The 26,567-nt window shown below is 62.9% G+C and carries 31 protein-coding genes; 14 read left to right on the top strand and 17 right to left on the bottom strand.

The features are described 5' to 3' along the window. Positions 1-103: 103 nt before the first annotated feature. Genes SC1_RS15145 through grxD form a run of 3 tightly spaced genes read left to right on the top strand, consistent with a single transcriptional unit; the run spans position 104 to position 1,054 of the window. Positions 104-430 carry a DUF1476 domain-containing protein gene (locus SC1_RS15145; protein WP_062184478.1) on the top strand — a complete coding sequence of 109 codons (327 nt, stop codon included), beginning with the start codon at positions 104-106 and terminating at the stop codon, positions 428-430. Between the two features lie 10 nt (positions 431-440). Then, the gene (locus tag SC1_RS15140) at positions 441-674 is read left to right on the top strand and encodes a BolA/IbaG family iron-sulfur metabolism protein (protein ID WP_062184475.1); all 234 of its coding nucleotides are present in this window, start codon (positions 441-443) and stop codon (positions 672-674) included. 47 nt (positions 675-721) lie between these two features. Then, the gene (gene grxD, locus SC1_RS15135) at positions 722-1,054 is read left to right on the top strand and encodes a Grx4 family monothiol glutaredoxin (protein WP_062184472.1); all 333 of its coding nucleotides are present in this window, start codon (positions 722-724) and stop codon (positions 1,052-1,054) included. A gap of 424 nt (positions 1,055-1,478) precedes the next feature. On the opposite strand, the gene SC1_RS15130 is transcribed toward grxD, so the two are convergent. From SC1_RS15130 to SC1_RS15110, 5 genes are all read right to left on the bottom strand, one after another. Next, positions 1,479-1,799 carry a multidrug efflux SMR transporter gene (locus tag SC1_RS15130; RefSeq protein WP_062184469.1) on the bottom strand — a complete coding sequence of 107 codons (321 nt, stop codon included), beginning with the start codon at positions 1,797-1,799 and terminating at the stop codon, positions 1,479-1,481. Positions 1,800-1,934: 135 nt separating this feature from the next. Then, the gene (locus SC1_RS15125) at positions 1,935-2,534 is read right to left on the bottom strand and encodes an ABC-type transport auxiliary lipoprotein family protein (RefSeq protein WP_062186787.1); all 600 of its coding nucleotides are present in this window, start codon (positions 2,532-2,534) and stop codon (positions 1,935-1,937) included. 11 nt (positions 2,535-2,545) lie between these two features. After that, complete coding sequence (locus SC1_RS15120; RefSeq protein WP_062184466.1) at positions 2,546-3,487, bottom strand: MlaD family protein; 942 nt, start codon at positions 3,485-3,487, stop codon at positions 2,546-2,548. 9 nt (positions 3,488-3,496) lie between these two features. Continuing rightward, positions 3,497-4,351, bottom strand: coding sequence for an ABC transporter ATP-binding protein (locus SC1_RS15115; RefSeq protein WP_238586738.1), 855 nt, complete (start codon positions 4,349-4,351; stop codon positions 3,497-3,499). Beyond that, the gene (locus SC1_RS15110; protein ID WP_062184464.1) at positions 4,351-5,457 is read right to left on the bottom strand and encodes an ABC transporter permease; all 1,107 of its coding nucleotides are present in this window, start codon (positions 5,455-5,457) and stop codon (positions 4,351-4,353) included. Before SC1_RS15110 ends, SC1_RS15115 begins: the two co-directional genes overlap by 1 nt. 102 nt (positions 5,458-5,559) lie before the next feature. On the opposite strand from SC1_RS15110, the gene SC1_RS15105 reads away from it, so the two are divergent. Beyond that, positions 5,560-6,279 (top strand): HAD family phosphatase, encoded by a 720-nt coding sequence (locus SC1_RS15105; protein WP_083435944.1) that lies wholly within the window; start codon positions 5,560-5,562, stop codon positions 6,277-6,279. A 164-nt stretch (positions 6,280-6,443) separates the two neighbouring features. Here SC1_RS15105 and SC1_RS15100 read toward each other — a convergent pair whose 3' ends face one another. The 7 genes from SC1_RS15100 to SC1_RS15070 all read right to left on the bottom strand — a co-directional run bounded on the left by SC1_RS15100 (position 6,444) and on the right by SC1_RS15070 (position 13,160). Continuing rightward, the gene (locus tag SC1_RS15100; RefSeq protein ID WP_062184462.1) at positions 6,444-7,736 is read right to left on the bottom strand and encodes a cystathionine gamma-synthase family protein; all 1,293 of its coding nucleotides are present in this window, start codon (positions 7,734-7,736) and stop codon (positions 6,444-6,446) included. Positions 7,737-7,815: 79 nt separating this feature from the next. Next, the gene (locus tag SC1_RS15095) at positions 7,816-9,099 is read right to left on the bottom strand and encodes an MFS transporter (protein WP_062184459.1); all 1,284 of its coding nucleotides are present in this window, start codon (positions 9,097-9,099) and stop codon (positions 7,816-7,818) included. A gap of 107 nt (positions 9,100-9,206) precedes the next feature. Next, on the bottom strand, positions 9,207-9,968 hold the full coding sequence (pgeF, locus tag SC1_RS15090; protein WP_062184456.1) for a peptidoglycan editing factor PgeF: 762 nt from the start codon (positions 9,966-9,968) through the stop codon (positions 9,207-9,209). Beyond that, positions 9,965-10,483, bottom strand: a complete 519-nt coding sequence (locus SC1_RS15085) for a GNAT family N-acetyltransferase (protein ID WP_062184453.1) — start codon at positions 10,481-10,483, stop codon at positions 9,965-9,967. The genes pgeF and SC1_RS15085 overlap by 4 nt, the downstream gene beginning before the upstream one ends. Then, positions 10,480-11,544, bottom strand: a complete 1,065-nt coding sequence (locus SC1_RS15080; protein WP_238586737.1) for a class I SAM-dependent methyltransferase — start codon at positions 11,542-11,544, stop codon at positions 10,480-10,482. Before SC1_RS15080 ends, SC1_RS15085 begins: the two co-directional genes overlap by 4 nt. After that, a complete protein-coding gene (gene lgt / locus SC1_RS15075; RefSeq protein ID WP_062184450.1) occupies positions 11,537-12,421 on the bottom strand; it encodes a prolipoprotein diacylglyceryl transferase in 885 nt (294 codons plus the stop codon). Before lgt ends, SC1_RS15080 begins: the two co-directional genes overlap by 8 nt. 520 nt (positions 12,422-12,941) lie before the next feature. After that, on the bottom strand, positions 12,942-13,160 hold the full coding sequence (locus tag SC1_RS15070; RefSeq protein ID WP_062184447.1) for a hypothetical protein: 219 nt from the start codon (positions 13,158-13,160) through the stop codon (positions 12,942-12,944). Positions 13,161-13,279: 119 nt separating this feature from the next. Here SC1_RS15070 and SC1_RS15065 point away from each other — a divergent pair, with 119 nt between their 5' ends. The 7 genes from SC1_RS15065 (at position 13,280) to SC1_RS15035 (ending at position 20,234) form a co-directional block, all read left to right on the top strand. Then, complete coding sequence (locus tag SC1_RS15065; protein ID WP_062184444.1) at positions 13,280-13,501, top strand: helix-turn-helix domain-containing protein; 222 nt, start codon at positions 13,280-13,282, stop codon at positions 13,499-13,501. A 69-nt stretch (positions 13,502-13,570) separates the two neighbouring features. Beyond that, a complete protein-coding gene (locus SC1_RS15060; protein ID WP_062184441.1) occupies positions 13,571-14,656 on the top strand; it encodes a DUF262 domain-containing protein in 1,086 nt (361 codons plus the stop codon). After that, positions 14,656-15,162, top strand: coding sequence for a HEPN domain-containing protein (locus SC1_RS15055; RefSeq protein ID WP_062184439.1), 507 nt, complete (start codon positions 14,656-14,658; stop codon positions 15,160-15,162). The genes SC1_RS15060 and SC1_RS15055 overlap by 1 nt, the downstream gene beginning before the upstream one ends. Positions 15,163-15,562: 400 nt before the next feature. Further along, positions 15,563-17,269, top strand: coding sequence for a class I adenylate-forming enzyme family protein (locus tag SC1_RS15050; protein WP_062184436.1), 1,707 nt, complete (start codon positions 15,563-15,565; stop codon positions 17,267-17,269). Positions 17,270-17,299: 30 nt separating this feature from the next. Next, entirely contained in the window at positions 17,300-18,148 is an 849-nt protein-coding gene (locus tag SC1_RS15045) for a cytochrome b/b6 domain-containing protein (RefSeq protein ID WP_062184434.1), read from the top strand. After that, complete coding sequence (locus SC1_RS15040; protein ID WP_062184431.1) at positions 18,145-18,924, top strand: molybdopterin-binding protein; 780 nt, start codon at positions 18,145-18,147, stop codon at positions 18,922-18,924. The genes SC1_RS15045 and SC1_RS15040 overlap by 4 nt, the downstream gene beginning before the upstream one ends. Before the next feature lie 38 nt (positions 18,925-18,962). Next, positions 18,963-20,234, top strand: a complete 1,272-nt coding sequence (locus tag SC1_RS15035) for a cyclopropane-fatty-acyl-phospholipid synthase family protein (RefSeq protein ID WP_062184428.1) — start codon at positions 18,963-18,965, stop codon at positions 20,232-20,234. Between the two features lie 543 nt (positions 20,235-20,777). On the opposite strand, the gene SC1_RS15030 is transcribed toward SC1_RS15035, so the two are convergent. The 3 genes from SC1_RS15030 to SC1_RS15020 are packed head-to-tail and all read right to left on the bottom strand — an operon-like array spanning position 20,778 to position 22,356. Beyond that, positions 20,778-21,227, bottom strand: a complete 450-nt coding sequence (locus tag SC1_RS15030; protein WP_062184425.1) for a globin domain-containing protein — start codon at positions 21,225-21,227, stop codon at positions 20,778-20,780. Positions 21,228-21,254: 27 nt separating this feature from the next. After that, entirely contained in the window at positions 21,255-21,941 is a 687-nt protein-coding gene (locus tag SC1_RS15025; protein WP_062184422.1) for an alternative oxidase, read from the bottom strand. 19 nt (positions 21,942-21,960) lie between these two features. After that, the gene (locus SC1_RS15020) at positions 21,961-22,356 is read right to left on the bottom strand and encodes a group III truncated hemoglobin (protein ID WP_062184419.1); all 396 of its coding nucleotides are present in this window, start codon (positions 22,354-22,356) and stop codon (positions 21,961-21,963) included. A gap of 101 nt (positions 22,357-22,457) precedes the next feature. Between SC1_RS15020 and SC1_RS15015 the strand changes: the two genes are divergently transcribed. After that, complete coding sequence (locus tag SC1_RS15015) at positions 22,458-22,895, top strand: Rrf2 family transcriptional regulator (RefSeq protein WP_062184416.1); 438 nt, start codon at positions 22,458-22,460, stop codon at positions 22,893-22,895. Between the two features lie 4 nt (positions 22,896-22,899). On the opposite strand, the gene SC1_RS15010 is transcribed toward SC1_RS15015, so the two are convergent. Continuing rightward, positions 22,900-23,601, bottom strand: coding sequence for an anti-sigma factor (locus SC1_RS15010; RefSeq protein ID WP_062184413.1), 702 nt, complete (start codon positions 23,599-23,601; stop codon positions 22,900-22,902). Further along, entirely contained in the window at positions 23,598-24,086 is a 489-nt protein-coding gene (locus SC1_RS15005; protein ID WP_062184410.1) for an RNA polymerase sigma factor, read from the bottom strand. The genes SC1_RS15010 and SC1_RS15005 overlap by 4 nt, the downstream gene beginning before the upstream one ends. A 111-nt stretch (positions 24,087-24,197) precedes the next feature. Between SC1_RS15005 and SC1_RS15000 the strand changes: the two genes are divergently transcribed. After that, entirely contained in the window at positions 24,198-25,466 is a 1,269-nt protein-coding gene (locus SC1_RS15000) for a S8 family serine peptidase (protein WP_062186779.1), read from the top strand. A gap of 94 nt (positions 25,467-25,560) precedes the next feature. Further along, complete coding sequence (locus SC1_RS14995) at positions 25,561-26,442, top strand: hypothetical protein (protein ID WP_062184406.1); 882 nt, start codon at positions 25,561-25,563, stop codon at positions 26,440-26,442. Positions 26,443-26,567: the final 125 nt, after the last annotated feature.

Here is a 26,567-nt window from a genome sequence, read left to right as displayed (position 1 = left end):
ACCCTTCGTAAGCGAAAGGGAAGTGATCTGCCGCACAGGCGGCTTGCGCCGGGGGGGCGCGCGACCTATCTGCAGGGGGACACTCCATTCGGACGAGGAAAAAATGAGCGGATTCGACGATCGTGAACGCGCCTTCGAGGCCCAATTTGCACGCGACCAGGAAGTGCAGTTCCGCATCACCGCCCGCCGCAACCGGCTGGTCGGCGAATGGGCGGCCGCGCGCATGGGGCTGACCCCGGAGGAAACCGACGCCTATGCCAAGGCGGTCGTGCAGGCCGATTTCGAGGAAGCGGGCGACGAGGACGTCATCCGCAAGCTTGCGGGCGACCTGACCGCGGCAAATGTCGAGATCAGCGATGCCGAAATCCGTTCGGTGCTGAACGACAAGACCGCCGAGGCGCGCCGCCAGTTCATCGACAGCCAGAACTGAGGCCGTTCCGATGGGTATACGCGAGGATGATTTGCGGGCGATGATCGTCGCGGCATTTCCCGATGCGGAGGTCGCGATTACCGATCTTGCGGGTGACAACGACCATTATGCCGCGCATGTCGTCAGCGAATCCTTTCGCGGGATGACGCGCGTCGCACAGCACAAGGCGGTCTATGCGGCGCTCGGCGGGCGCATGGGCGGCGAACTTCATGCCTTGCAATTGACGACCGCCATCCCCTCATAAGGGGCTGACACGAAATTTGCGGCGCTTGACGCCACCGGAGACTGACTATGACCGACCCCACCACCCACGACCGCATTGGCAAGCTGGTTGCCGACAACCCTGTGCTGCTCTTCATGAAGGGCACACCGCTTTTCCCGCAGTGCGGCTTTTCCTCGCGCGCGATCGCGATGCTTGACCGGCTCGGAGTTGAATATGAAACGGTCGATGTGCTGCAGGACATGGAAGTCCGCCAGGGCATCAAGGAGTTTTCGGACTGGCCGACGATCCCCCAGCTCTATGTGAAGGGCGAATTCATCGGCGGCAGCGATATCATGATGGAAATGTGGGAAGCGGGCGAGCTTCACACATTGATGACCGGAATTCCCGCGCGCGCCGAATAAGCCGCGTATCCGCCGAATATAAAAGCCCGCCGGAGCATTGGCTCCGGCGGGCTTTTTGTCTGCTTTGGGGTGGTGAGCGGACATCCCGTCCCCCACTTCCGTCATCCCGGGCTTGACCCGGGATCCCGCTTCTTCGCATCGAGCGGCTTGGACCTCAAGCGGGACCCCGGATCAAGTCCGGGGTGACGATAGGGAGAGGGCCGCTCCCGGTCGATTCCGGCCAGAATCTCGCCGGACAAAAACTGCTTTCCTAATATATCGGGCGATGATCTACCCTCGTGGATGACCGCATCGATTACCCTGCAGAGCACCCCTTCGACACTCCGCGCCCGTCATCGCCTTAAAGCGACAAAGGAGACATTTCGGACACGTACGTCCGTATCTTTTGTCGCCTTAACGCCGCAGGCTGCCTTCACACCCTCGGTCAATTGGCGGAGAACAGCTTGGTTCCCGCGACGCCGATGACGATCAGCGTCATGAAGCCGATCTGGACCGGGTTCACTTTCTCGTCGAACAACAATATCCCGCCGATGATAACACCGACCGCGCCAAGGCCGGTCCAGATTGCATAGGCGGTTCCCGCCGAAATGCCCCGCATTGCGAACGCAAGGAGCGCCATGTTCAAAAAGCTGAGCGAGATCGGCACGACTGATGCCTGCCAGGTTCCGAGCGTCGCAGCCCATTTAAGGCTGAGCGCCCAGATGATTTCGGTAACGACGGCGATCGCGAGGATGACCCACGCCATGGCATGATCCTTTCAAGTCAGCGGGCTCGAAAGGAAAGGGCGCAGCCGGAAACCCGGAAGAGGCTGCGCAGGAACAGGCGATATAGTGCGGCGCCCTCTAACGGCGGCCGCGCGAAATGGCAATGCGCTGGGGCGTTATCCGCCGATCCAGCCCGTCACCTCGACCGCGACCTTGTTCGCGGCGCGCGTCAGCGCCTCGCCGACGGGTTTCGCCTCGACCTTGCCGCCGATCGCTTCGCGGGCTTCGAAACGGCGCTGCGTCACCGTCTTGCCGCCTGCCGACACCAGCATCGCCTGATAGACGACGACGACTTCGTTGGTCGCGGCATCGACGCCGAACTCCATCAACTGCCCCGCGAGTTGTTCGCCCGGCGCCGTCAGATATTGCCCTTCGTCGAGCACGACGCGAGACGTGCGCGCCGACACCGTTTCGGACACCAGCCGCTGGAACAGGCGCGAGGGGGCTTCGACCCACTGCGCGTCCTTCACATAAGTGACGCTCGCACCGTCCTGCTGCACGGGAATGCGCGTCGTGCGCAGCTTTTGGGGTGCGGTCGGGATCAGGATCGTCAGCGTCGCGGCTTCGGCTGCGGTGCGCGCGCCGCCTGCGCTCGGCGCCGCGTCGGCGTCGAGCGAGAGGAGGAAGGGCGGGGTCTTGCCGCCAAGGCCGATGCAACCCGACAAGGAGACGGCGGCAATGGCGAGCAGCAGCGGAGCGCGGAGGCGGCGGATCATGGTGTCGGTCCTCATTCTTTATAGTCGGGCAGCTTGCTGCCGCCGATAACCGCGCCGGCGCCCTGCTGGTCGAGCTTGTCGGTCAGGCTCGACAGCGAGGCGGAGGTGCGACGCAGATCGCGGATCAGCGCATTGGCTTCGGGAATCGTCGTTTCGCTGAAGGTCTTGAGGCCGGGACGCGCGTCCGAAATCGCGCTTTCCAGCGTCGCCATCGATGCGTTTGCGGACTTCAGCGTATCGCGCAGGTTCGCCATCGCGGGATCGACATTGCGGTCGATCGTGCCCTGCGCCGACGCGGCAAGATTACCGATCTGTTCAGCGGCATTGCCGGTCTGCTGGATCGCAATGCGCGTGTCGGCCAGCGCCCGTTCGATCGCCGGACCATTGCGCGCGAGGATTGCGGTCGACGCCTCGACATTTTTGAGGATGCCGCGGAGGCTAGCCTGATTTTCGTCGTCGGCAAGCTCGGCAAGGCGTTCGCTCAGCGTCGACAGGCGCTGGAGCAATTGCGGCGCGGTGTTGAGCAGTTCGCCAAGACCGCCGACGCGCGTCGGGATGACGGGTTTGCCCGCGGGCCCCTTGTCGGCGATCGCAGGCGCGCCCTTGACCGCACCGTCCAGCGAGATTTGCGAGACGCCGGTGAAGCCGACGCCCTCGAGCGCGGCGGTCGTGCCTTGCAGGATCGGAACGCCTTCATTGACCTCGATACGCACGCGCACGAACTGCGGGTCGTCGGGCCATAGCGCGATTTCGCGCACCTGACCCGCGGGAACGCCGGAAAATTGCACCTGCGCTCCCTTGTTCAGTCCGTCGACCGACTGTTTGAAGAATATGTCATATTCGCGCTTGGTGCCGCCGCTGTCGTTCGCCAGCCAGACGACGAAAAAGGCGAGCGCCGCGGTGAAGAAGAGGACGAAAGCGCCGACGAGGACGTTGTTTGAGCGAGTTTCCATCAGCTTTTCCTATCGCCGCTTCGCGGTTTGGTTCCCGCCCGCCGCAGCGCGGCCCCGGGGCCCGTTGAAATAATCCTGTATCCACGGATGCTCGGTGGCAAGCAGTTCCGGGATCGTGCCGACCGCGATCACCTTCTTTTCGGCCAGAACCGCGACGCGGTCGCAGGTCGCATAAAGCGAATCGAGGTCGTGCGTGATGAGAAAGACCGTCAGGCCCATCGTGTCCGCGAGCTCGCGAATAAGCTCGTCGAACTTCGCCGCGCCGATCGGGTCGAGCCCCGCCGTCGGCTCGTCGAGAAACAGCAGCGCGGGATCGAGCGCCAGCGCGCGCGCGAGCCCGGCACGCTTCACCATCCCGCCCGACAGTTCGGCCGGGTATTTCGGGCCGGCGTCGGGGGGCAGCCCGACCATCGCGACCTTGTATGCGGCGATTTCGTCGAGCAGCCTTTGGTCGAGCCGCGGATAATATTCGCGCAGGGGAACCTGAATATTTTCAGCCACGCTCAGCGTCGAAAAGAGCGCGCCGCCCTGGAACATCACGCCCCAGCGCCGGCGCAGGTCGCGCGATTCCTCTTCGTTGGCGATCGTGTCGAGCGTTTTGCCATAGACCTCAATCTCGCCCGCGGTCGGGGTTTGAAGGCCGATGATCGAGCGCATCAGCACCGACTTGCCGGTGCCAGATCCGCCGACGACACCCAGAATCTCACCCGACCGGACGTCGAGGTCGAGATCCTCGTGAACCACGGCATCGCCGAACTGGTTCTTCAGCCCGCGAATACAAATGGCCGTTTCGAACTTTTCGGGCCGCACCGCGTCGGCCGCGGCAAGCTCTTCCTTGATCTCCTGTTCGACTTCTTCGCTCATCAATTCCATCCCAGCGAAGAGAAGAAGACGGCGAACATCGCGTCGAGGACGATGACGAGGAAGATCGCGGCGACCACCGCCGATGTCGTACGCTGACCGACTTCCTCGGCATTCTGGCGCACCTGCATGCCTTCGTAACAGCCGGTGACGCCGATCAATATGCCGAACACCGGCGCCTTGATCAGCATGATGTAGAAATCGGTCATCGGAATGATTTCGCGCAGCCGCTGGATATAGGTGAGCGGCGGGATGTCGAGCCCGACCCAGACAAAGGCGCCGCCGCCGGCGATCGCGCACAGGCTGGCGTAGAAACCGAGCAAAGGCATGGTGATCGTCGACGCGGCGACGCGCGGCAGCACGATCGCCTCCATTGGCGACACGCCGATCGTGCGCATCGCATCGACCTCTTCGGTCAGCTTCATCGTCCCGATTTGCGCGGCGAAGGCAGATCCTGAGCGGCCCGCGACCATGATCGCGGTCATCAACAGCCCAAGTTCGCGGATCGATGCGCGCCCGACCAGGTTGATCGTGAACACCTCAAGCCCGAATTGCTCAAGCTGGACCGCGCCCTGCTGCGCGATGACGATGCCGATCAGGAAGCTCATCAGCCCGATGATCGGCAGCGCGTCGACGCCGACGGTCTGGAATCGCGTGACGACGGCATTCCAGCGCAGGCGGCGGCGCGCTCGAATCTGGGTACCGAGCGCGACAATCATCGCGCCGAAGAATCCGACGATGCCGAGCAGTTCGTGCCAGATCGCGACGCTGGCGGTGCCAACCTGCTCCAACATCCGCGCCCACGCCGGGCGGCGGTCGCGGTGGACGCGATACTCGCTCTTGTCGGTGGCGAGCGCTTCGAGCAGGCGCTGCGCCTCGGGGCTCGCCCCGACGACTTTCGAGCCATGTTCGTTGACCGTGCGCGTGACGATCCACGCGCCGACGGTGTCGATCCTTTCGAGTGCCGAGAGGTCGAGCGTCGCGATCGGCCCGAGTGCATCCAGCCGTGCGGGAACGTCACCCAAACGCGCGAGCGTCAGACGGCCGGTGAAGCGAACTTCGGCGCCATCGGCACCGTCGCTATGTTCGAAATCAGCCCTAGCCACCATCGTGCGGAGGACACTGGCTTATTTGCCCCGGCACGGCAAGTGAATCCATGGTTCAGCTTGTCAGGCCTTGGCCCCGATATGGGCCCATACTATGGGTGAGGGATGGAAGATCCGCTGGCCACGCCGACCCCCGACTATGCCCACCGCGTCGCGATGTACGACATGGACCGGACGATAACGCGTTCAGGGACTTACAGTGGATTTCTCATGCATGTCGCGCGGCGTCGCCAGCAATGGCGTCTCCTGCTTCTGCCGCTCGTCGGGCTGGCCGGCGCGGCCTATTCGCTGCGTCTGATCGACCGCTCGCGACTGAAGGCGATCAACCTTCGACTGCTCGTCGGCAAACGCTTTCGCCGCACCGAAATCGCCCCGCTCGCCGAAAGCTACGCCGACAAGGTCGTCACGCGCGGACTGCACTCCGCCGCGCTCCAGCAGATCGCCGCCGACCGCGAGGCCGGGTATCGTTTGCTGCTCGCGACGGCGTCCTTTCACCTCTATGTCGACGCCATCGCGCGGCGGCTCGGGATCGACGATGTGCTCGCGACGCAGCTCGACGAACCCGACGGCGCCGACCATATTCACGCGCGTCTGGCGGGCGACAATTGCTATGGCGAGGCGAAGTTCGCGCGCATATCGGACTGGCTTGCCGCGAACGAGATCACGCGCGAGGCGGCGCATGTCCGCGCCTATTCGGACCATGTCTCCGACCATCCGATGCTGCACTTCGCTGACGAGGCGGTCGCGACGACGCCGTCGCGCAAGCTGAAACTGCTCGCCCCGCAAATGGGCTGGCAGGTCGTCGACTGGCGCGCCCGCAAATAGCGCTGTCCGGCAAAATCGCGGCGCATTAGCGTCGTGGAATGACGCCGACACCGATCCGCGATGGCCGTTTCTGCCAACATCCTGAGGATCGCCTTAAAGCCGCAAAGGACACAATTTCGACCCGCCGATGCGGGGCTTTTGTGGCTTTAAGACGATGGCGGTCGTTAAACCGCGTCCAATGCCTGCGCGAAATCGGCGATAAGATCGTCGGGATCTTCGATGCCGATCGACACGCGTACCAGATTGTCGGTGATGCCGAGAGCCTTCTTGCGCTCCGGCGGAACCGACAAATGGGTCATCGCGGCGGGGTGGCTCGCCAGCGTCTCTGTGCCGCCGAGGCTGACCGCGAGCTTGGCGATCTTCAGCGCGTCGAGGAAACGGAAACTCTCTTCCTCACCGCCCTTGATGAACAGCGAGAAGGTCGATCCGGCGCCGGTGCAGTGGCGGTCAAAGATGTCCTTCTGGCGCGCATCCTGGATGAAGCCGAGATAGCCGAGCCCCTCGACCTTCGGGTGATCCCGCAGGAAAGTGCAGACCTTCAGGGCATTCTCGCCCGCACGGCTCATGCGCAGTTCGAGCGTTTCGAGGCTGCGCAGCAGCATCCATGCGGTGTTGGGGTCGCAGATCGTGCCGATCGTGTTGCGCATCGGACGGATGATGTTGAGCAACTTCTGGTCGCCCGACACGCCGCCCGCGACGAGATCCGAATGGCCGCCGGCATATTTGGTGAGGCTGTAGACGACGAGTTCGGCGCCCTGACGGATCGGCTTTTGCCAGAGCGGGCCGAGGAAGGTGTTGTCGATGGCGATCGGCGGCTTCTGCTCGCAGGGGAAGGCGGCGTCGCGCGCGGCGCGGACGGCCTCGACATCGACCAGCGCGTTCGTAGGATTCGCCGGGCTTTCGAGATAAACGAGCGCGACCTTGCCGCCCTTTTCATCGGCGAGCGTCTGGGCGCGAGCGAGAATGTCGTCAATCTCCTCGCGCGTCGCGCCGGCGGGAAAGTCGAGGAAGCTGACGCCGAATCGCGACAGGATGCGCGCGATCAGCGTCTCGGTCGCCGCATAGAGCGGGCCCGAGTGGACGATCACATCATTCTGGCCGACGAGCGCGAGGAGCAGAGTCGCGATTGCCGACATGCCGCTCGAAAAGACGAGGCTGTCGTCGGCGCCGTCCCAGACCGCGAGGCGATCCTCGAGGATTTCCTGGTTCGGACCGTTGAAGCGCGAATAGACGAGGCCGTCGGCGGGTCCTTCACGCTTGCCGGTGATATGTTCGAAGAAGCGCTTGCCTGCGGCGGCGCTTTCGAAAGCGAAGGTCGAGGTCAGGAAGATCGGCGGCTTCAACGAGCCTTCGGACAGCACGGGGTCATAGCCGAGTCCCATCATCAGCGTGGCGGGGCTGAGATCGCGATCGCCGATTTTCTTGGTGTTTGTCTTGGGTTTGCCGCGCATGGCCATGGGGGATGCTCCTTGAGGTGTCGGAGCCCTCTATAGCACGCCGGTTTCGTTTGAAACTATATTGCGCGGCGTGCCGACCCTAATCCTCGACGATCAGGCTGCGCTCTTTCGTCTCGGGAAGCAACAGCGTCGCGACCCCGGCCATCGCGATCACCGCGGCAACATAGAAATAAAAGACGCGTTCGATGCCGGCATCCTTGAGCGCCAGCGCGACGATTTCGAGCGTGCCCGCAAACATCGCATTGCCGATCGCATAGGGCAGCGCGACGCCGAGGCCTCGGATATGCGCGGGAAACAGCTCGGCCTTCACCAGCGCATTGTTCGCGCTGTAGCCGCTTTGCAGCGTGAGCGGGATCATGATGAGCAGCGTGGCGACGATCGGCGAGGTGACGGTCTCCAGCGTCATGAAGGTCGGCACCGCGACGATCGCGCCGCCGATCCCGAACAGCAGCAGCATCGGTTTGCGCCCGAACTTATCTGCCAGCGCCCCGAAAACCGGCTGCATCGCGGTGAACCACAGCAGCGCGGCGGCGATGATATAGGTCGCGGTGGCCTTGTCGAAACCGACGGTGTTGAACAGGAATTTCTGCATGTAACTGGTATAGGTGTAAGCCGCGAGCCCGCCGCCCGCCGACAACATGCCGACGAGGATGCTTTCGCGGCGATGCTCTTTCCACAGCAGCTTGGCGGTCGAGACGGGCCGGTCGACCGCCTGGTTTTCGAACGACGGCGTTTCGGCCAGATTGCGGCGGAGGACATAAACACCGAGCGCGAGCAGCGCGCCGATAACGAACGGGATGCGCCAACCCCATGCGGTGAGTTCGGCCTCGGTCAGGAAGAATTGCAGCACCACCGCGACGAATATCGCGCAAAGCTGGCCGCCGCAGAGCGTCATATATTGGAAGCTCGCCCAGAAGCCGCGATTCTCCTTGGGTGCCATTTCGGACAAGTAGGTCGCGCTCGCGCCATATTCACCGCCGAGCGACAGGCCTTGCAGCATTCGCGCGACGAGCAATGTCGCCGGCCCGAGCAGGCCCGCAACGGCATAGGTCGGCGCGATCGCGATCAGCATCGACCCGCTGAACATCAGTGCCACCGACAGCGACAGCCCAGCCTTGCGCCCGCGCGTGTCGGCGAAGCGGCCCATCACCCACGCGCCGATCGGGCGCATGACGAAGCCGACGGCAAAGATGGCGGCGGAGTTCAGAAGCTGTGCGGTGGGGTCAGCCTGCGGGAAAAAGACCGGAGCGAAATAGATGGCGAAGGCGGCATAAGCGAACCAGTCGTACCATTCGACCAGATTGCCCATCGAACCGCCGACAATCGAAACCAACCGTTTGCGCGGTATCGCGAGTGCCTTCATCCCGTCCCGTCCCCCTTATTTCGTCATGCCGGGCTGGACCCGGCATCCCGCTTTCTTCGTGGAAGCGGGACCCCGGATCAAGTCCGGGGTGACGATGGATGAAATCTTTAGCGCAATCCGATCACCGACAATTGGCGGCCATAGCTGTTCTCGCCCTTATGGCACGCGCGGCGATAGCTGAAATAGTCGTCGGCCTCGGCATAGGTGTCCTGTCCGCCGATGGCAATTCGGGTCACGCCCGCTGCCGCGAGCCGCGCGGCGACATAGGCGGCGATGTCGAACATCGCATGGCCGGGCTTGCCGGCGGCGAAAAAGCGCTCGTTCGCGGGATCGTCCTCGACGAAGCGCTGCACGAAACCCTCGTCGACCTCATAGGAAGCGCGGGCGATGCACGGGCCGATTGCGACGGCGATATCGGCGCGATTGGCGCCGAGGCTTTCCATCGCCTCCAGCGTGGCATCGGTGACGCCCGCAATCGCGCCCTTCCACCCCGCATGCGCCGCGCCGACGACCCCGGCCTCGCGGTCGGCGAAGAGGACGGGCACGCAGTCGGCGGTCAATATGCCGAGCACTATGCCCGGCGTGCGCGTCGCCAGCGCATCGGCCTCGGGCCGCGCGTCAAGATCGGTGTGGCCGTCGACGATCACGCAGCGATTGCCGTGGACCTGATAGAGGCCGGTCAGCTTCGCGCCGGGAAGCACCGCATCGGCCACGCGCCGCCTGTTCTCGGCGATCAGCGCGGGATCGTCGCCAGAACCGAGACCGCAATTGAGCGAGGCGAGTTCGCCCGTCGACACCCCGCCGCGGCGGCCAAAGAAGCCATGCGCGAGACCGTCCAACGGCGCGGCTGTAACGAAGGGCGTGCTCACAGATCGAGCCTGAAGAAACGGTCCTCGTCGATATGATTGCCGACGCGAAACGCGTTGCGCCCGACGTCGTAGAAACCGTAGCGACGGTAAAAGGCCTGCGCGCGGTCATTCTCGGTGAAGACCGTGAGGTAAAGGATCGATGCCCGCTCGCGCGCCCAGGCGATGCCCCATTCCATCAATGCGACGGCGACGCCCGTGCCCTTCGCGGCTTCGGCGACATAAAGTTGGTGCAGTTCGACCGCATCGCCCGTCGGTTGCTCCTCGGGCAGTTCGAAATCGACCGGCCCCATCTTGATATAGCCGAGGATCGCGCCGGATTCGCCGCGAACCAGCGCGATGTCATGATCATCGCTCGCGATTTGCGCGCGCACGCGGTCGGGCGGGTTCCAGCCTGCAAGGAAGGTGGAGAGGTCGGCGGGATCATAGATATGCCCGAAAGTATGAGTGAACGACCCGTTGGCGAAAGCCGCGATGGCCTCCGCATCTCCGGGTTTTGCCAGTTCGATGGCGGTCATGCTGCGTCTCCTATAAATCCTGCGGGGGCGGGCCAGTCCGGTGCGGAAAAGGCCATCACCTTGAACAAGTCGCCCATCTGGCGCGGCTCGACGAGGCGGTCGCGCTGGCCCTTCAGTTCCTCGGCGCGGTTCGGCGCAGCCGCAGCGAGCGATTGCAGCCGCGCGTCGATGCCGATCCGCCGCAGCCAGTCGCCCTGCGTCGTCAGCGGGCTCACGGACACGCCCGCATTTTGTGCGGCCGTGGCGAGCGCGGTGAAATCGACATGTGCGGTCAGGTCGGCCTCACCGGGATCGGCGAAGGGAGAGGCGAAGCGATGCGCCTTCACTGCCTGCAACGTGTCGCCTGCGGCGGGGCCGGCATAGCCATAGTCGATCGCGAGCATCGCGCCGCCTTGCCGCGCAAGACGAAAGGCGCAGCGCTGCAAGATCGCGGCCGAGACGGGCGTTGTTTCGACAACCGTGTCCTGGGGCGCGTTCCGTAGCGAAGCCGGTACGGCGTCGTCGGCGGGTGTGTCGCCCGCAACGGGCACCAGCACGCCGCCCTGGCGTTCGACCATGCGCTCGCGCCAGCCGTCGATCGTGCGGATATATTGATGGATCGGCAGCGCGTCGAAAAACTCGTTCGCGACGATGATCAGCGGCACGTCGTCGGGCAGCGCGTCGACCTCGTCGTGATGCTCCGCTGCGGGCAGGCGCGCGAGCTGCGCCGCCCGCAGCGTCGGGCTTGTCTCGACCAGGTCGATGCCGGCTGGTGTGCAGCCAAAGCGCGCCATCGTCCGCAGCGCATCGGCGGCGAGCGTGCCGCGGCCCGGGCCCAGCTCGACGTAATGAAACGCCGGGCCGCCCGCGCGCGACCAGAGGTCTGCGACCCAGATACCAACCATCTCACCGAACATCTGGCTGATTTCGGGTGCCGTGGTGAAATCGCCTGCTGCGCCCAGCGGGTCGCGCGTCGCATAATAATGGCCGTTTGCCGCCGCCATATAGTCGGCGACCGTCGTGGGCCGCGCCGCCGCGATTTCGCTTATCAACTCGTCGGGCGTCGGTGGGCCGTCACGCAACGCTGTCGAGCCCGGCCACCGGTTCGATCCGCTTGCGGCGGCCCTTCGCGGTGGCGACGAGCCAGAAGCCGACAAGCAGCATCGGCACGGTAAGCGTCTGGCCCATCGTGAGGCCCCACGACAGCGTGCCGAGCTGCACGTCGGGTTCGCGCACGAACTCGACCGCAAAGCGGCTGAGCCCATAGATGATCGCCGCCGTGCCAAAGAGGAAACCGGGCTTGTAGCGCGCATCGGTGCGCCAGAAGAAGAAGGCTAGGATCGCCATCATCACGATCCCTTCGAGCCCGGCTTCATAAAGCTGGCTCGGGTGGCGGGGGTCCATCGTACCGCTGCCCGGAAAGATGATCGCCCATGGCACGGTCGTCGCACGGCCCCACAGTTCGCCATTCACGAAATTGGCGAGGCGGCCGAAGAAAAGGCCGAAGGGCACGACGCACGCGACATAATCGCAAAAGCGCAGAAAGCTCAGCTTTTCCTTGCGCGTCACATACCAGATCGCGATCAGCACGCCGATCACGCCGCCATGGAGCGACATGCCGCCGTCCCACAGTTTGAAGATCTCGAGCGGCTTCTCGATATAGTTGCCGAGGTTGTAGAAGAGCACATAGCCGAGCCGCCCGCCGAGGATGATCCCGAGCATCGCATAGAAGATCATGTCGTCGGCATGGCGCCGCGCCATCGGGGCGCCAGGCTGCGCGATCAGCTTCAGCAAATACCAGTAACCGACGAAGATTCCGGCGAGATAGGCCAGGGCATACCAGCGGATCGGCAGGCCGAAGACGCTGAACGCGATCTCTGAATTCTCACCCATCAGATCGTGAAAGTTCACATATTGCGTTGCTTCGGCTAAGGTTGCAAAAAGAAACGATGAAGTCATTGATTTTACACCATTTTTTCTGAAAATGTATCCCGCATTTGTCTAATGCTGTCTAATGTCGTCCAGCCAGAAAAAGGGTTACGGGATACAAATCAGGCAGCGATTTTCTCGCATGTAGACGATCGAACGGGCCCCCGGCTAGCTGCCATTTTGTCGCCCTGCATGTGTGGCCCAAGGCACAGCCTCTCGGACCTGCCCAACAAGCGCGTCTATCTCGTGGGCGCGCCACTGAGTCATGGCTTGGTGGCGTGCCTACGGCTTAGCTAAGGAACAGCACACACTTCGTCCCAAGGATCGAATGGGCGTAGGGCGAGACTGTCCACGAAAGCGTCTAGCGCTTTCCGATCCCATAATATTCGTCGTCCAAGCCTCACGGGCTCGGGAAAATCTTCTCTGGTGCGAACGTGGTCCAGCATCCTCTCACTGATGCCAAGGTAGGCAGCCGCCATGTCGCTACCGAGCAGGCGAGGGGTAGGCGGGCTCGTAAGTCTCTTAGGCAAGCGGGGCTTCCTCGACCGAGCTAGAGGCGCCCACGCATCATCTGGTTATAGGCGACGTCAGCGCGGCATGCGGTGTCGTGGCCAATGATGCGTTGGCACTTGGCATAAGGATCGCCTTTGGGAAGGCGCGTGACGTTGTAGAGGATCGCGAGGCCAATAATGGCGATGATGACCAGGAAGAGGTGCGTTGTCGTGAAGCCTTCGCCCTTGCTCGACGACGGATCAGGTTCCCATTCCACGTTCGTTGGCCTTTCCCAAATCTGCGAATGCGCCCCGCTCGGTCGCGTCCGCTCAGTGTGACGATCATTACATACTATAGTTGATAAAGTTCAAGCCCTTGCTGCGGCAGGGAGGTCTCATGGACGTGCGCCTCCAGGTCGGGTTGAACTTCAAGAGGCTGCGACTGGCTCGCGGACTGACCCAAGAACAGGCGTCCGAGCTAACTGGTGTTAGCCAGCAGTATCTTAGCGGCCTCGAGCGTGGGCGTCGGAATCCGACCGTGCTCACACTTCACGAGTTAAGTCGACCGTTGGGAGGCGAGCCGATCGATTTGCTGCGGCCGATCGACGAGGCCGAATAGCACACTCTCTGTTTGCCCCTGGTAGCATGGCTACTTCCTCGCTATCGTAGGTCCATTGAGGGAGTGGATATGGCTAAAGGTTCGGACGACGAGATCGAAATCGAAGAGGAAGCAGAAGACGAAGAACTTGGCACGCATATCGAGTTCGATATCGCGACCTATCCGTCAGACCTGACCCTTGCCGTCATTCATGATATGTGGCGCGATAAGGACATCACCGTCCCATCATTTCAGCGTAACTTCGTTTGGAACATCAAGCAGTCCAGTCTCCTAATCGAGAGCTTTCTGCTTGGGCTTCCAGTGCCTCCGGTATTCTTTTATATTGATGGAGAGAACAAGAACCTCGTAATAGATGGTCAACAGCGCATAATGAGCGTGATATATTACTTTGAAGGTTATTTTGGTCCTGAGAATATGCAGGGACGGCGCGCGGTGTTTAGGCTGACGGGCCTGTCGAAAGGAAGCCCCTATGCAGGCAAAAAGTTTGCCGATCTGACAGAGCAAGAGCAGCGCAAAATCAAAAATGCGGTTCTTCGTGCGGTGAACATCAAGCAGCTCTCGCCCGTGAATCAGAGTACTAGCATGTTCCACATCTTCGAGCGCCTTAACACGGGCGGCACTCCTCTCCGTCCGCAGGAGATTCGAAACTGCGTATTCCACGGCTCGCTGGTCGATGAACTGCATGAGCTCAACGAGGATCAAGATTGGCGTGCAATCCTGTCGCGTCAACCGCTCGACAAGCACCAGCGCGACGTCGAAATGATTCTCCGGATATTCGCGATGACTGAACGTGGGGATGATTACGAGAAGCCGATGAAGGAGTTTCTTAATCAGCAGATGAAGATCCACACAAAGGGCAAAAGTTCGGGGAAAGTCGAGCAATTCGTGGAGCGCTTTGGTCAGGTAACGGCGCTTATTGTCAGTCAGCTGGACCCCAAGCCTTTTCATGTTCGCGGTCCATTAAACCTCGCAGCGATGGACTCGGTGATGGCGATCCTCATCCGCCATTCGACGAAGATACCAAAAGACCTCAAAGGCAGGTTCGAAAAACTGATAGCCGATGAAGATTATCGCAAGGCGATATTCTTCAACACCAGCGACCCGAAAGAAGTCGAGCTGAGACTGGCGTTGGCTGAAAAATACCTGATTTATTAATGGCCTACAGTGATCGCTTTACCCTCGTCGAGGACTACCTGGCGCACGTCGATCCTTTAATGGCGGGTCTTGAAGACCCCTTTGTGGAGGCTCGTTACACCGGCTTCATCGCAACTTCGGCTGTCACGGCGTATGAGTTGGCTATCAAAGACATCTTCTATGAATTTGCTGAGAAGAAGCACGTGGTCCTTGGAAGCGTGACCCGTGCTAAATTCTCTCGAATGAACGGCCGGATTAAATTGAAGGAATTGAAGGATGAACATGTCAAGATGTTCGGTTCCAGATATTTAGACCGCTTTGGCAGGAATCTCGAAAGGGCAGAGAATGATTATGTTCGTGCTCACTCGAAGAGTCCAAAATCGGCTTATAATAATGTAATTACTTGGCGTCACCAGTTTGTTCACGAAGGAACTTTGCCGAACACGACCAATTATGTTGAGATAAAGGATCAGTATATAGCTGGCAAGGAAGTGATCCATTGCCTGTTCCGCACCATGGTGAGGTAGCCGGAAGCCTCTGGCCGTCATTCGTCTTTGAGCGAATGCAGCCCTCACCTATGTGTTTCCCCGGGAAACGCATTCTATCCCATCCATGGAAACTGGCGCGGGGATGGTTTTGAACGCAAAATTGATAAATCATTGATAATGGGTGTAAAAACTGAACTCGCCATGCATTTTCGACCTGCATAGTGTCGCATTGGGGCGCACGGAAACACGCAAATGTATCCCACCTTCGAAGTCAAGAAAATGGCGGAAAACTGCGATTTTTTGCTTGTGTGTTGCTTATTTTGGGGCTTGCGGACTATATATTAGGTCGCAAAAAGAAACATATAGTCGCGCTGTCCTTCCCCAGGAGAGGCCTCCCCATAAGGGGTATGGCGAGCGAGACCAAGAGGAGAGATGAAAGATGCCATCAGCGCTCGATTTGCGCCTGGAAGCCGCCTATAATCTGATCACCGGTCCGGGCGGACCGATCCAGGTCGGGTCCGTCGAACGCTTCGGCCACCAGCTTCCCTTCATCACCACCGCACCGACCAACCTTGCCGACTATGTTGCGTTTTTTGCTGCGCAGCATGGCGATGGCACTTTCCTTGTCGAAGGCGACGAGCGGCTGTCGTTCAAGCAGGTCTATATGGCGGCGCGGCAGGTCGCGGCGGGGCTGGTCGAGGGCCATGGCGTCCAGCGCGGCGACCGCGTCGGGCTTGCGATGCGCAACGCCAATGCGTGGTGTGTTTCCTACATCGGTATCCTGATGGCGGGCGGCTGCGCTACGCTGCTCAACGGCTGGTGGCAGGGGGGCGAACTCGCTGCGGGCATCCTCGATAGCGAAGCGAAGCTCGTCATTGCCGACGTCCAGCGCGCCGCACGGCTCGAAGAGGTCGAACATGGTGCGAAGGTCATTACCCTCGACCTAACGCAGCCGATCGATCTGGCGGTCGCGCCGATCACCGGCGCGGGCGGCAGCGCGGCGACCGTGCTGCCCACGCTGACGGGGCAGGACCTCGCGACGATCCTCTTTACCTCGGGCTCGACCGGCCAGTCGAAGGGCGCCTATTCGCGCCACGAGGCGGTGGTGCAGGCGATCTTCAACTATGTCACCCAGACCGCAAGCATCGTCCATCTGCTAACCGAAGATGGGCAGATGTCGGACATCCAGCCCGCGACGCTGATCTGCACGCCGCTGTTTCACGTCACCGCCGAAATCCCGGTGTTCCTGCAAAGCTTCGCCTTGGGACGCAAACTCGTGCTGATGCCCAAGTGGAACGCCGACGAGGCGATGCGGCTGATCCAGGACGAGAAGTGCAATTATTTCGTCGGCGTTCCGCTGATGAGCTATGAAATTCTCACCAGTCCGAACCGCAAGAATTACGATCTGTCGACGTGCAAAAGCTACGCTGGCGGCGGCGCGCCGCGCCCGCCAGAGCATGTGCGCCGCCTTGCGACGGAGATGGGCGAAGCCAAGCCCCTGCTCGGCTATGGCCTCACCGAAACCAACGCGGTCGGCTGCGGCATCATCAACGAAAATTATGTCGCGAAGCCGATGTCGACCGGCCCCGCGTCGAAGCCGCTCGTCGACCTTGCGATCCTCGACGACAATGGCGAACCGCTCGCGCAGGGCAGCGTCGGCGAAGTCTGCATCCGCTCGGTGTGCAATTTCGAGGGCTATTGGAACAATGAAGCCGCGACCAAGGCGGCCTTCTTCGACAATGGCTATTTCCGCTCGGGCGACCTCGGTTATCTCGACGAGGACGGCTATCTGTTCATCGTCGACCGCAAGAAGGACATCATCATCCGCGGCGGTGAGAATATAAGCTGTCAGGAAGTCGAGGCCGCGATTTACGAGCATGCCGAGGTCAACGAATGCGCGGTGTTCGGTCTGCCCGACGAGCGGCTGGGCGAATGCGTCGGTGCGGTCGTTTGGACAAAGCCCGGCAGCAATGTGACCGCCGACGATCTGGTCGCCTTCCTCAGCGCACGGCTCGCTCCCTATAAGGTGCCATGCCAGATTTGGATGTCGAACGACGCGTTGCCCAAGCTCGGCAGCGAAAAGATCGACAAGGTCAGCTTGCGCAACCGCTATCGCGAGGAATATGCCGCGAAGGCTGTTGCGTAACCGAAAGCGGCAAAGGAGCGAACCGGGATCATGGCCGAGGCTGAAACTCCCGTCGCTCCCGAAAAATCGGTGCCGGTGCGCGTCTATCGCCACCGGCTGCCGGTGCGTATCTGGCATTGGGTCAATGCCGTCACCTTGCTCGTCCTGTTGATGAGCGGGCTGATGATCTTCAATGCACACCCGCGCCTCTATTGGGGCGAATATGGTGCGAACTTCGACCGCGCGTGGCTGGTGATCGGTTCGACGGCGGACAGCGGTTATCTGCGCATCGGCGACTATCGGGTCGAAACGACGGGCGTGCTCGGCCGCTGGACCGATGCGCAAGGGCAGTCGCGGACCTGGGCCTTTCCCGGCTGGGCGACGATCCCGACCAGCTATAGCCTTGCCGACGGGCGGCGCTGGCATCTGCTGTTCGCGTGGATATTGTCGATCGGCCTGACGCTCTACATGCTGTGGACGCTGCTCGGCGGGCATTTGCGCAAGGACCTGCATGTCCGCGCGGCCGAATGGTCGCCGCGCCATATCTGGCAGGACGTGAAAGATCATGCGCGTTTGCGCTTTCCGCGTGGGCAGGCGGCGGCGCGATACGGTGTCCTGCAAAAGTTCAGTTACATCGGCGTGATCTTCGTCGCGCTGCCGCTGATGATCGCGACCGGCCTTACCATGTCGCCCGGCATGAACGCCGCCTGGCCGTGGCTGCTCGACCTGTTCGGCGGCCGTCAATCGGCGCGCTCGATCCATTTCATCACCGCCTGGGCACTCGTCTTCTTCTTCCTCGTCCATATCGCCATGGTGCTGCTTGCGGGTCCCATGAACGAGCTGCGCTCGATGATCACCGGCTGGTTCCGCCTGCCGCCCGAGCGGAACGCGGGCGCATGAGCGGGATCATCCTCCCGCGCCGCCAGTTGATCGCGCGCGCCGGCGGATTGGTCGCCGCTGCGGGCGCCTTGCCTTTGCTGTCAGGCTGCGATGCGATCAACGACGCGCCTGCAGTGCGCAAGATATTGTCGATGGGCGAGGAAATGAACCGCGCCAGCCAGCGTGCATTGATCGACAGGAACGCGCTTGCGCGCGAATATGGCCGGGCCGACCTGTCACCCTATTTCCGGCCCAACGGCACGCGCCTGCCTGCGGGGGCCGACTATTCCGCGCATGCGGCGAGCGGCTTTGCCGACTGGCGCGTCAAAGTGACGGGACTTGTCGCAAAGCCGCTGTCGCTGTCGATGGCAGATATCCGTGCGATGCCAGGGCGCACGCAGATCACGCGCCATGACTGCGTCGAGGGGTGGAGCGCGATCGGACAATGGACCGGCCCGCGACTGCGCGATATCCTTGCCGCTGCCGGCGTGAAAGACAGCGCGCGCTATATCGTCTTCCGCTGCGCCGACCGGCTTGGCGACGCGCTCTATTATGAAAGCTGCGACATGGTCGACGCGCTCCACCCGCAGACGATCATGGCGTGGGCGCTCAATGACAAGATATTGCCGATCGCGAACGGCGCGCCGCTGCGCCTCAGGATCGAGCGTCAGCTTGGCTACAAGCACGCCAAATATGTGAACGCGATCGAGGCGGTCGCCAGCCTCGACGGAATCGGCGCGGGCAAGGGCGGCTATTGGGAAGATCGCATCGATTATGAATGGTATGCGGGAATCTGACAGGAACCTTTTTTCGAGGTGGAGGTTCGTTTCTTAAAATGTCCATTCTGCGTCCGTTTCTCTCCCGGATTATTCATCAGGGGCGGCTCTCCGTCATCGCGCCCGATGGCGCGCGCGAGGAATATGGCGAACCTGCGCCGGGCTTTCCGAACGTCACGATCCGCTTCACGAGCCGAAAGGGAATGCGCCGCATCATTCTCGACCCGCGCATCGGCGCCGCCGAGGCGTTCATGGACGGCGAGATGGAACTGGTCGAAGGCGACATCATGGAACTCGTCGCGCTGTTCCGTTCGAACACGCCCTGGGACCGCGGCGCCAAGCTGCACGACAAGACCTGGCTCGGTCGGCGCGCCGAATGGGTGAAGACGCGGATCGGATCGATCAATCGCCAGCGCCAGTCGCGCGCCAACGTCAAGCATCACTACGATATCGGCAACGACCTCTATCGGCTCTTCCTCGACGAAGACATGCAATATAGCTGCGCCTACTGGTCACGCCCGGACATGACGCTGGAGGAGGCGCAGGTCGCGAAGAAGGCGCATATCGCGGCAAAGCTCGCACTGGCGCCGGGGCAGCGCATTCTCGACATCGGCTGCGGCTGGGGCGGGATGGCGATCACGCTCGCGAAGCTTGAGCAGGTCGAGGTGCTGGGCATCACCCTATCCGAAGAGCAGCTCGCGCTTGCCCGGCAGCGTGCCGAGGCGGCGGGGGTCGCCGATCGCGTACAATTCGAACTCATCGACTATCGCGATCTTGCCGCGCGCGAGCCGGGGCGCTTCGACCGCATCGTGTCCGTCGGCATGTTCGAACATGTCGGAGCCGCCAATTTCGAGACTTTCTTTCGCGCCGCCGCCAATCTGATGACCGCCGACGGCGTGATGCTGATCCACACGATCGGCCGCTTTGGCAAGCCGGGATCGACCGACGCTTTCACGCGCAAATATATCTTTCCCGGCGGCTATATCCCGGCGCTCAGCGAGACGCTGGCGGCGAGCGAGAAGAGCCGCTTGATCGCGACCGATATCGAGACGCTGCGGCTGCATTATGCACTGACTTTGCGTCAATGGTATGCGCGGACGCTGGCACATGAAGCAGAAATTGTCGCGATGATGGGCACGCGCTTTTTCCGCATGTGGTGCTTCTACCTCGCCGGCGCGACCGCGGCATTCGAGAGCGGCGGGATGGGCAATTACCAGATCCAGTTCGCACGCAGCCGCCACGCGCTGCCGCTGACGCGCGACTATCTGGCCGAGGCGGAGCGGCGATATCTTCAGCATCGGGATGTGGAGAGCGAGCGGACGTCGGTTTAGGGGCGGGGGAGCGGGCGTTCGTTCGTCCAGCCTGTCGTCATCCCGGACTTGATCCGGGATCCCGCTTTTTGATGCAACCGCACGCGTCCCGAGATAGCGGGACCCCGGATCAGTCCGGGGTGACGCAATGAACGGTCGATTCCTGCCATTCGTCATAGCGGCGCTCTTCGACGGGTCGGGGATGACGGTCCAAAGTTCAGTAAAGTTCAGCCCTGTCGCGTTCCTCGATCGGACCCTCGCGACGTGCTGCGCGCGGTCCACGCTGCCCCCGCCGCCGTCCGGGTAGCAACCGTCCTTGTCCAATAATTTCAAAGAGCCGGGTGAAGGCTGGCACGGCCGGATAATGTAGGAAAGACCTATTTGAAGGCGATGTTCTTTTTGGGGTGGTGAGCGGACATCCCGTCCCTATTCCCGTCATCCCGGGCTTGACCCGGGATCCCGCTTTTTGAAGGCACCGGCACGCTTCACGAAATAGCGGGACCCCGGGTCAAGCCCGGGGTGACGAGGGTAGAGAGGGCCGCTTCCGCTCCATACCCGCCACCTTCACGCCGCCTCTGCATCCTCATATGCCTGCGCTTCCGCCGCGATCAGTATGTCGGCGAGCATCCAATAGGCTTCGCCCCACGCCGCGAGCACCTCGTCGGTCGCGATCTCTGCGCCCAGTACGTCGCGGATGGCGGGGAGCAGGGCATTGGCGACATGGGGGTAATGCTCCGCCTTCACGCCGGTATCGACATGGCGCGCGACCATGCGCGACACCGCCGGCCCCAGATTCTGCAGCTTGTCGATATTCTTTGCATAGGCGAGGATCGCCGCCGCAAGCCGTTTCGGCTGCTCGCCGCTCGTCTGCGCGGCGCGGTCGAACATCGCCTCGATATCCTTATTCTCGAACAATCGGGCGTACATCGCGGTGGTGATCGCAAGACCATGCTTTTCGAGCGCGGGGGCGGTGGCCTTGACGATGGCCATGGCGTGAGCGGAAGCGGTGCGCATTATATTCTGTCCTTGGGCTAGGCGTGTTCAGGCCGCGATCCGCAGTTCGTCGGCATGTTCGGGGTAGGGGGCGACCTGCGCCGCGGGTTCGATCCCGGCGAGTTCGCTGGCGAAGCCGTGGTTGACGTCGCGGTGGTGTGCTTCGTCGGCGCGGACGACGAGAACGACGTCGCGCAGCGTCGCGTCATCGGCGAGCTTCCAATAATGTCTGGCGATCGCCGGCGCCGGCAGATTGGGGCTGCGGCCCTCGTCGATTTCCTGAAGGTAGAGCGTATAGCTGATGACGGCCTCCTCCTCGAAATAGCCGACGACCCGGTGCGCGGTCTTGGCGCTGATCAGGTAGAGCGCGAAGAAGGCGAGGTAGAAGACCCACTGGACGCCGAGAATGACGAGGCGTTCGAACAAGGTCGGTTTCGCGACCTCGATAAAGGTCATCAGGTGCATCCGCTCATTCTCCGCCTCTTCCATCAGCGTGCGGATCCAGCCCTTGTCGTCTTCCATCCGGCGCAGGCTCTTGAGGTGGACCAGCGTCGCACCGACCATACCAGGGACCGCCGCAACCGTTTCGAGCACGATCGCGCGGTGGCCGTACCGCTTGGCAAAGAAAGTGTCGGCGGCAAGGCGCAGCATCTTGGTAAAGCCGAATGCGATGCGGTCGGAGAAATCGATCGGACGATGGTGGACGTTCAGGTCGACAAAAGGCGCTTCGGACATGGCTCTTCTCCTTCAATAATCAGGCGGCACGGCGACCAGGGTCGCTCAGGCGGAAAAAAAGTGCGAGTTGCAGGCTTTCGGCGATACGCGCGGCCTTGGCCTGCAACGCGGACGCGGCGGCCGGGGCCAGCAGTTCGTTCGTGGTGTCGGCCCAGATCTGCAGCCAGCGGTCGAACATCGCGGGAGTGATCGCCTCCTTGTGCGCAAGATGTGCGGCCATCGGGCTGCCCTTGTAACGCCCGCTCGTCAGCATCACCGACGACCAGAATGCGACGAGCTTTTCGAGATGCTCCGCCCAGTCATGCACCGCCGCGTTGAACAGCGGCCCGATATCGGCGTCGGCGCGCACGCGGTCGTAAAAGGCCGGAATCAAACGCTCGAGCGCGGCTTCATCGATCTGGTCGTCCTGTTTCACGACTCGCTCCAATCATGTATCTAAAGCGCATGTATGATCGAAATTTGAAACATGCAACAAAAATGCATATTATGGCGTGACGGAAATTTCGAAGGACCAAGATGCGCCTGACGCGCTACACCGACTATGCGATGCGCGTGCTCCTCTATGTGGGCGCGCAGGATGACGCGCGGCTGAGCCCGATCTCGGAGATTTCGCGTGCCTATGGAATTTCGCAAAACCATCTGATGAAGGTCGTCAACGACCTAGTGAACGCAGGCTATCTCGAAAGCGTGCGCGGACGCTTCGGCGGGATCCGGCTTGCGAAGCCTGCGGCCGAGATCAATGTCGGCGCGGTCGTGCGCCATACCGAGGAGGGATTCGATCTCGTCGATTGCGCAAGCTGCATCATCGCGCCGGCGTGCGGTCTGACCGGGGCGCTCGCCGAGGCGCTCGCGGCGTTTATGGCCGTGCTCGACGGTTACAGCCTCGCCGACCTGCTTGCCAAGCGTGCGAATTTCGCGGCGCTGTTCGGGATCGACGAACCCGCGCGTAGCTGACGGATCAGCGGCGCGCCCAACCCTTGTCGCGCGCCTGCCGCTCGGCGGCGGCGTCGAGCGGATCGCCCCCCATCATCGCGGCGGTGGCGGCGGCAAGTTCGCCCGACGACGCCTGGCGATAATCGGTGCCCGCTTGTCCCCGCATCGTCCGTTCGAGACGCCAACGTCCGTTGTCGCGACAGCCGATACCGTCCAGCGATGCGCTTTCAAAGCTGCGGCAATAGCGCCCGGCCTTGTCTTCAAAGCTGAGCCCGATCCGCACCGCGGCATCGGGCGGCTGGTTAGAGGCAAGCTGTGTGTCGAGCGCATCGGCGAGCGGGCCTGCGGCGACGACTGCGCCGTTCGCTTCGGCGATGCTGGCCGCGGGTGCCCATGGCCGCAGTCCCAGCGCAAGTCCGAGCACAAGCGAAGCCGCGATCGCGCCCCAATGGATCGGGGCGAAGCGCGCCCGCTTCGCCTCCCGCCGCGTGGCAAGGCTGGTATCGACCGCAACGTCGGGGGTCAGCAGCGCGCGCAGTCGCTCGGGCACCGGCTCTTCGGCAACAGGCGCATAATGTGCCGCCAGCTTTGCCTTCAACGCTCGGTGGCGTGCGATTTCGGCGGCGAGCGCGGGGTCGCCCTCCGCCTCGCGTTCGATCCGCCGCGCGGTCAGGTCGTCGAGTTCGCCGTCGACAAAGGCGGCGACGGTGGCGGGATCGAAACTCATGCGGCCTCTCCCAGCAGATGCATCAATGTTTCGCGCCCGCGGGCGAGGCGCGAGGTGACGGTGCCGATCGGCACCTCCAATATGTCGGCGGCCTCGCGGTACGCATAGCCTTCGACGAGGACGAGCATCACCACTTCGCGCTGCTCGTCGGGAAGGCGCGCCATTGCGCCGTCGACATCGCCGCGCAGCGTTCCCGCTTCGACTTCGGCGATGCCATCGCCCGCGATCTGGGTGACGCTTTCGTCGATCGACGCATGGACGCCGCGCCGGCCGGAGGCCCTGCGCTCGTCGATCCAGAGATTGCGGGTGATGCGATACATCCAGCTATCCAGTCTTGTTCCCTGTTGCCACTGTCCCTGCGATTTCAGTGCGCGTTCGATCGCCGCCTGGCATAAATCGTCGGCGTCGCTGGCATCGCGCGCCAGTCCGCGCGCAAACCTGCGCAGACGGGGCAGCAATTCGACCAGTTCCTCTTCGAAGCGCATTGTCGCCTTTCGATTGTGTGAGGAAGAAACGAGTGGCTTCTATCGTTTATTCCGCGACCTGCTAAATTTTTTCGGGAACCGGCCAGCGTGCCGATCCTTGAGAGGCTTGCGATGCGATATTGGACGACATCATTGGCGATGCTCTGCCTTTTGCTTGGCGGAACCGACGCGCGCGTCGCGGCGCAGGTCGCGCTGCCGCAAGTCCAGCTTCCCGGCGCCGCCGGTCCCCTGCCGTCGCTGCCCGAAGTCGATATTGGCCGCGTCGCCGTGATGGGTGACAATCTGACGCAGTTGCGGCTCGACCGGATCACTGCGCTGGTTCGCGGCAATCGCGACAGCATCGAACTCGACGAGCGCGGCGAGCCTGCGGTGCGCGGCGTCCTGGTCGCGAGCGGGGTCGATGCGGCGATGATCGCGCGGGCGGGCGAGGCGGGTTTTGCGCTAATCGACCGCGAGCGTATCGAGGGGCTCGATCTCGATATCGCCCGTTTTCGGGTGCCCGATGGCCGCAGCCTCGCCCGTGCGCGCAAACAGCTCGCAAAGCTGCTGCCGGGCGTCGAGGTCGATGCCGACAATCTCTATTTCCCAAGCGGCCCGGCAGGCGCGCTGCCGGGGGCCGCGCTCGCGGCCGCCCAAGGCGGCGGCAAGGCGAGCCTTGGCTTGATCGACGGCGGCGTCGCGGCGCATCCATCGGTCGCGGGGCGCGTCGAGCAACGCGGCTTTGCCAAGGGCGCGCCGTCGGCGAGCCGCCATGGCACCGCGGTCGCGTCGCTGCTCGTCGGCAGCGGGGCGGTGCAGGGCGCGGCGCCCGGTCAGCGCCTGCTCGCGGCCGATGTCTATGGCAGCGATCCGGCCGGCGGCAACGCCAGCGCCATCGCGCGCGCGCTCGGCTGGCTGGCGCAGAACGGAGTTGCGGTGACGACGATCAGCCTTGTCGGCCCGGACAACAGGCTGCTTTCCGCCGCCGTCAGCCGTGCGCAGCAACGCGGCATGTTGATCGTTGCGGCGGTGGGCAATGACGGACCGGCCGCGCCGCCCGCCTATCCCGCTTCCTATAAAGGCGTATTCGCCGTCACCGGGATCGACGCGAAGGGGCGTGCGCTGCCTGAGGCCGGCCGCGCGCTACATGTCGATTTTGCCGCGCCGGGCGATGCGGTGCTGGCGGCGACCGGCGTGGGAAGCAGCGATCGGCTCCGCGGCACATCCTTTGCAGCGCCCCTTGTCGCCGGACGGCTCGCGCTGCGTTATCCCGTCCCTGCGATCGATCGCATCGGCCCGGCGGTCGCGGCGCTCGTCATGGAGGCCCGCGATCTGGGCAAGCCCGGGCGCGACAAAATCTATGGCCATGGCCTGATTTGCGGGACTTGCGGAGGCCGCTGACCCCTCTGCGAACTTTTTTCGGAAGAAAATCGAACGCGCCATCGTTCTCTCTCCAGGCCCAACCCCTCCGGGCCGCAAACTCAGGAGTAGGACAATGGCAAATCGCATCTTCATCTCGGCCATCGCGCTCGCCGCGTCGGCCATGGCTTTTTCGGCTCCGGCCGCGGCACAGTTGCTTGGCGGCGGTGGCGGCTTGGGCGGCAACCTCGGCGGCACGCTGGGCGGCACGCTGGGCGGCACGCTGGGCGGCACGCTGGGCGGGACGCTCGGCAACCCGACCGGCCCCATCGGCGGCACGCTCGGTACGGCGGGTGAACTCGCCGGTTCGGGTCGCGGCGACGCCCATGTCGACCGCCGCTCGGGACGCGTGCAGGGCAAGGGCAATGCCGATGCAAATGGCAAGGGCTCTGCCAATGGCGCCGGCAATCTGCTCGGCAACAGCGTCGTCGGCAACGCCGAAGGCGCAGGCAATGCGTCGGGCGGCGGCAGCCTCGATGCGCAGGCGGTGGGCACCGATTTCGTCGGCAACACCGCGCGCGGCGCTGTTGGCACTGCAACGGGTGCAGCTTCGACCGCAACCGACACCGCGCGCGGTGCGGTCGGGACCGCCCGTGACCGGATGGGCTCCGCACTGTCGAGCGTCTCAGGTAGCGCGGGTGGTGCCGGATCGGTCGCGGGCGGCTTCCAGGGCAGCCTCGGCCAACTCGCCGCCGCGGGAAGCGGCGCGGCCAATGGCGCCGGAATGTTCGCCGTCGAACCCGGCATGGCCGTGACCGACGCGCGCGGTAAGGTGATCGGATATGTCCAGGAATTGCGCCAGACGGGCAGCGGTGTCGTGCAGGCTGTGACGGTCGAGGTCGGTGACCGCGTCGCGACGCTGCCTGCCGCCAGCTTTGCCGGGTCGGGCGACGTCCTCGTTACCGGAATGACCAAGGGTCAGCTCAAGAAAGAGGCTGAGCAGCAAGAAGCCGAATAAACGAAATGGGGTGGCCGCCGTTCGCGGCGGCCAAATTTCTGGACGGGCCGCCGTTGCGGTCCGTCCTTTTTTCGTTGGGCTGAAAAAGCTTCCGGGGGGCGGGGCCTTTCGGCCGCTCCGCCCCC

The organism is Sphingopyxis sp. C-1 (assembly GCF_001047015.1).
Classification (GTDB): Bacteria; Pseudomonadota; Alphaproteobacteria; order Sphingomonadales; family Sphingomonadaceae; genus Sphingopyxis.
This window is presented reverse-complemented; position numbering and strand designations above follow the sequence as displayed.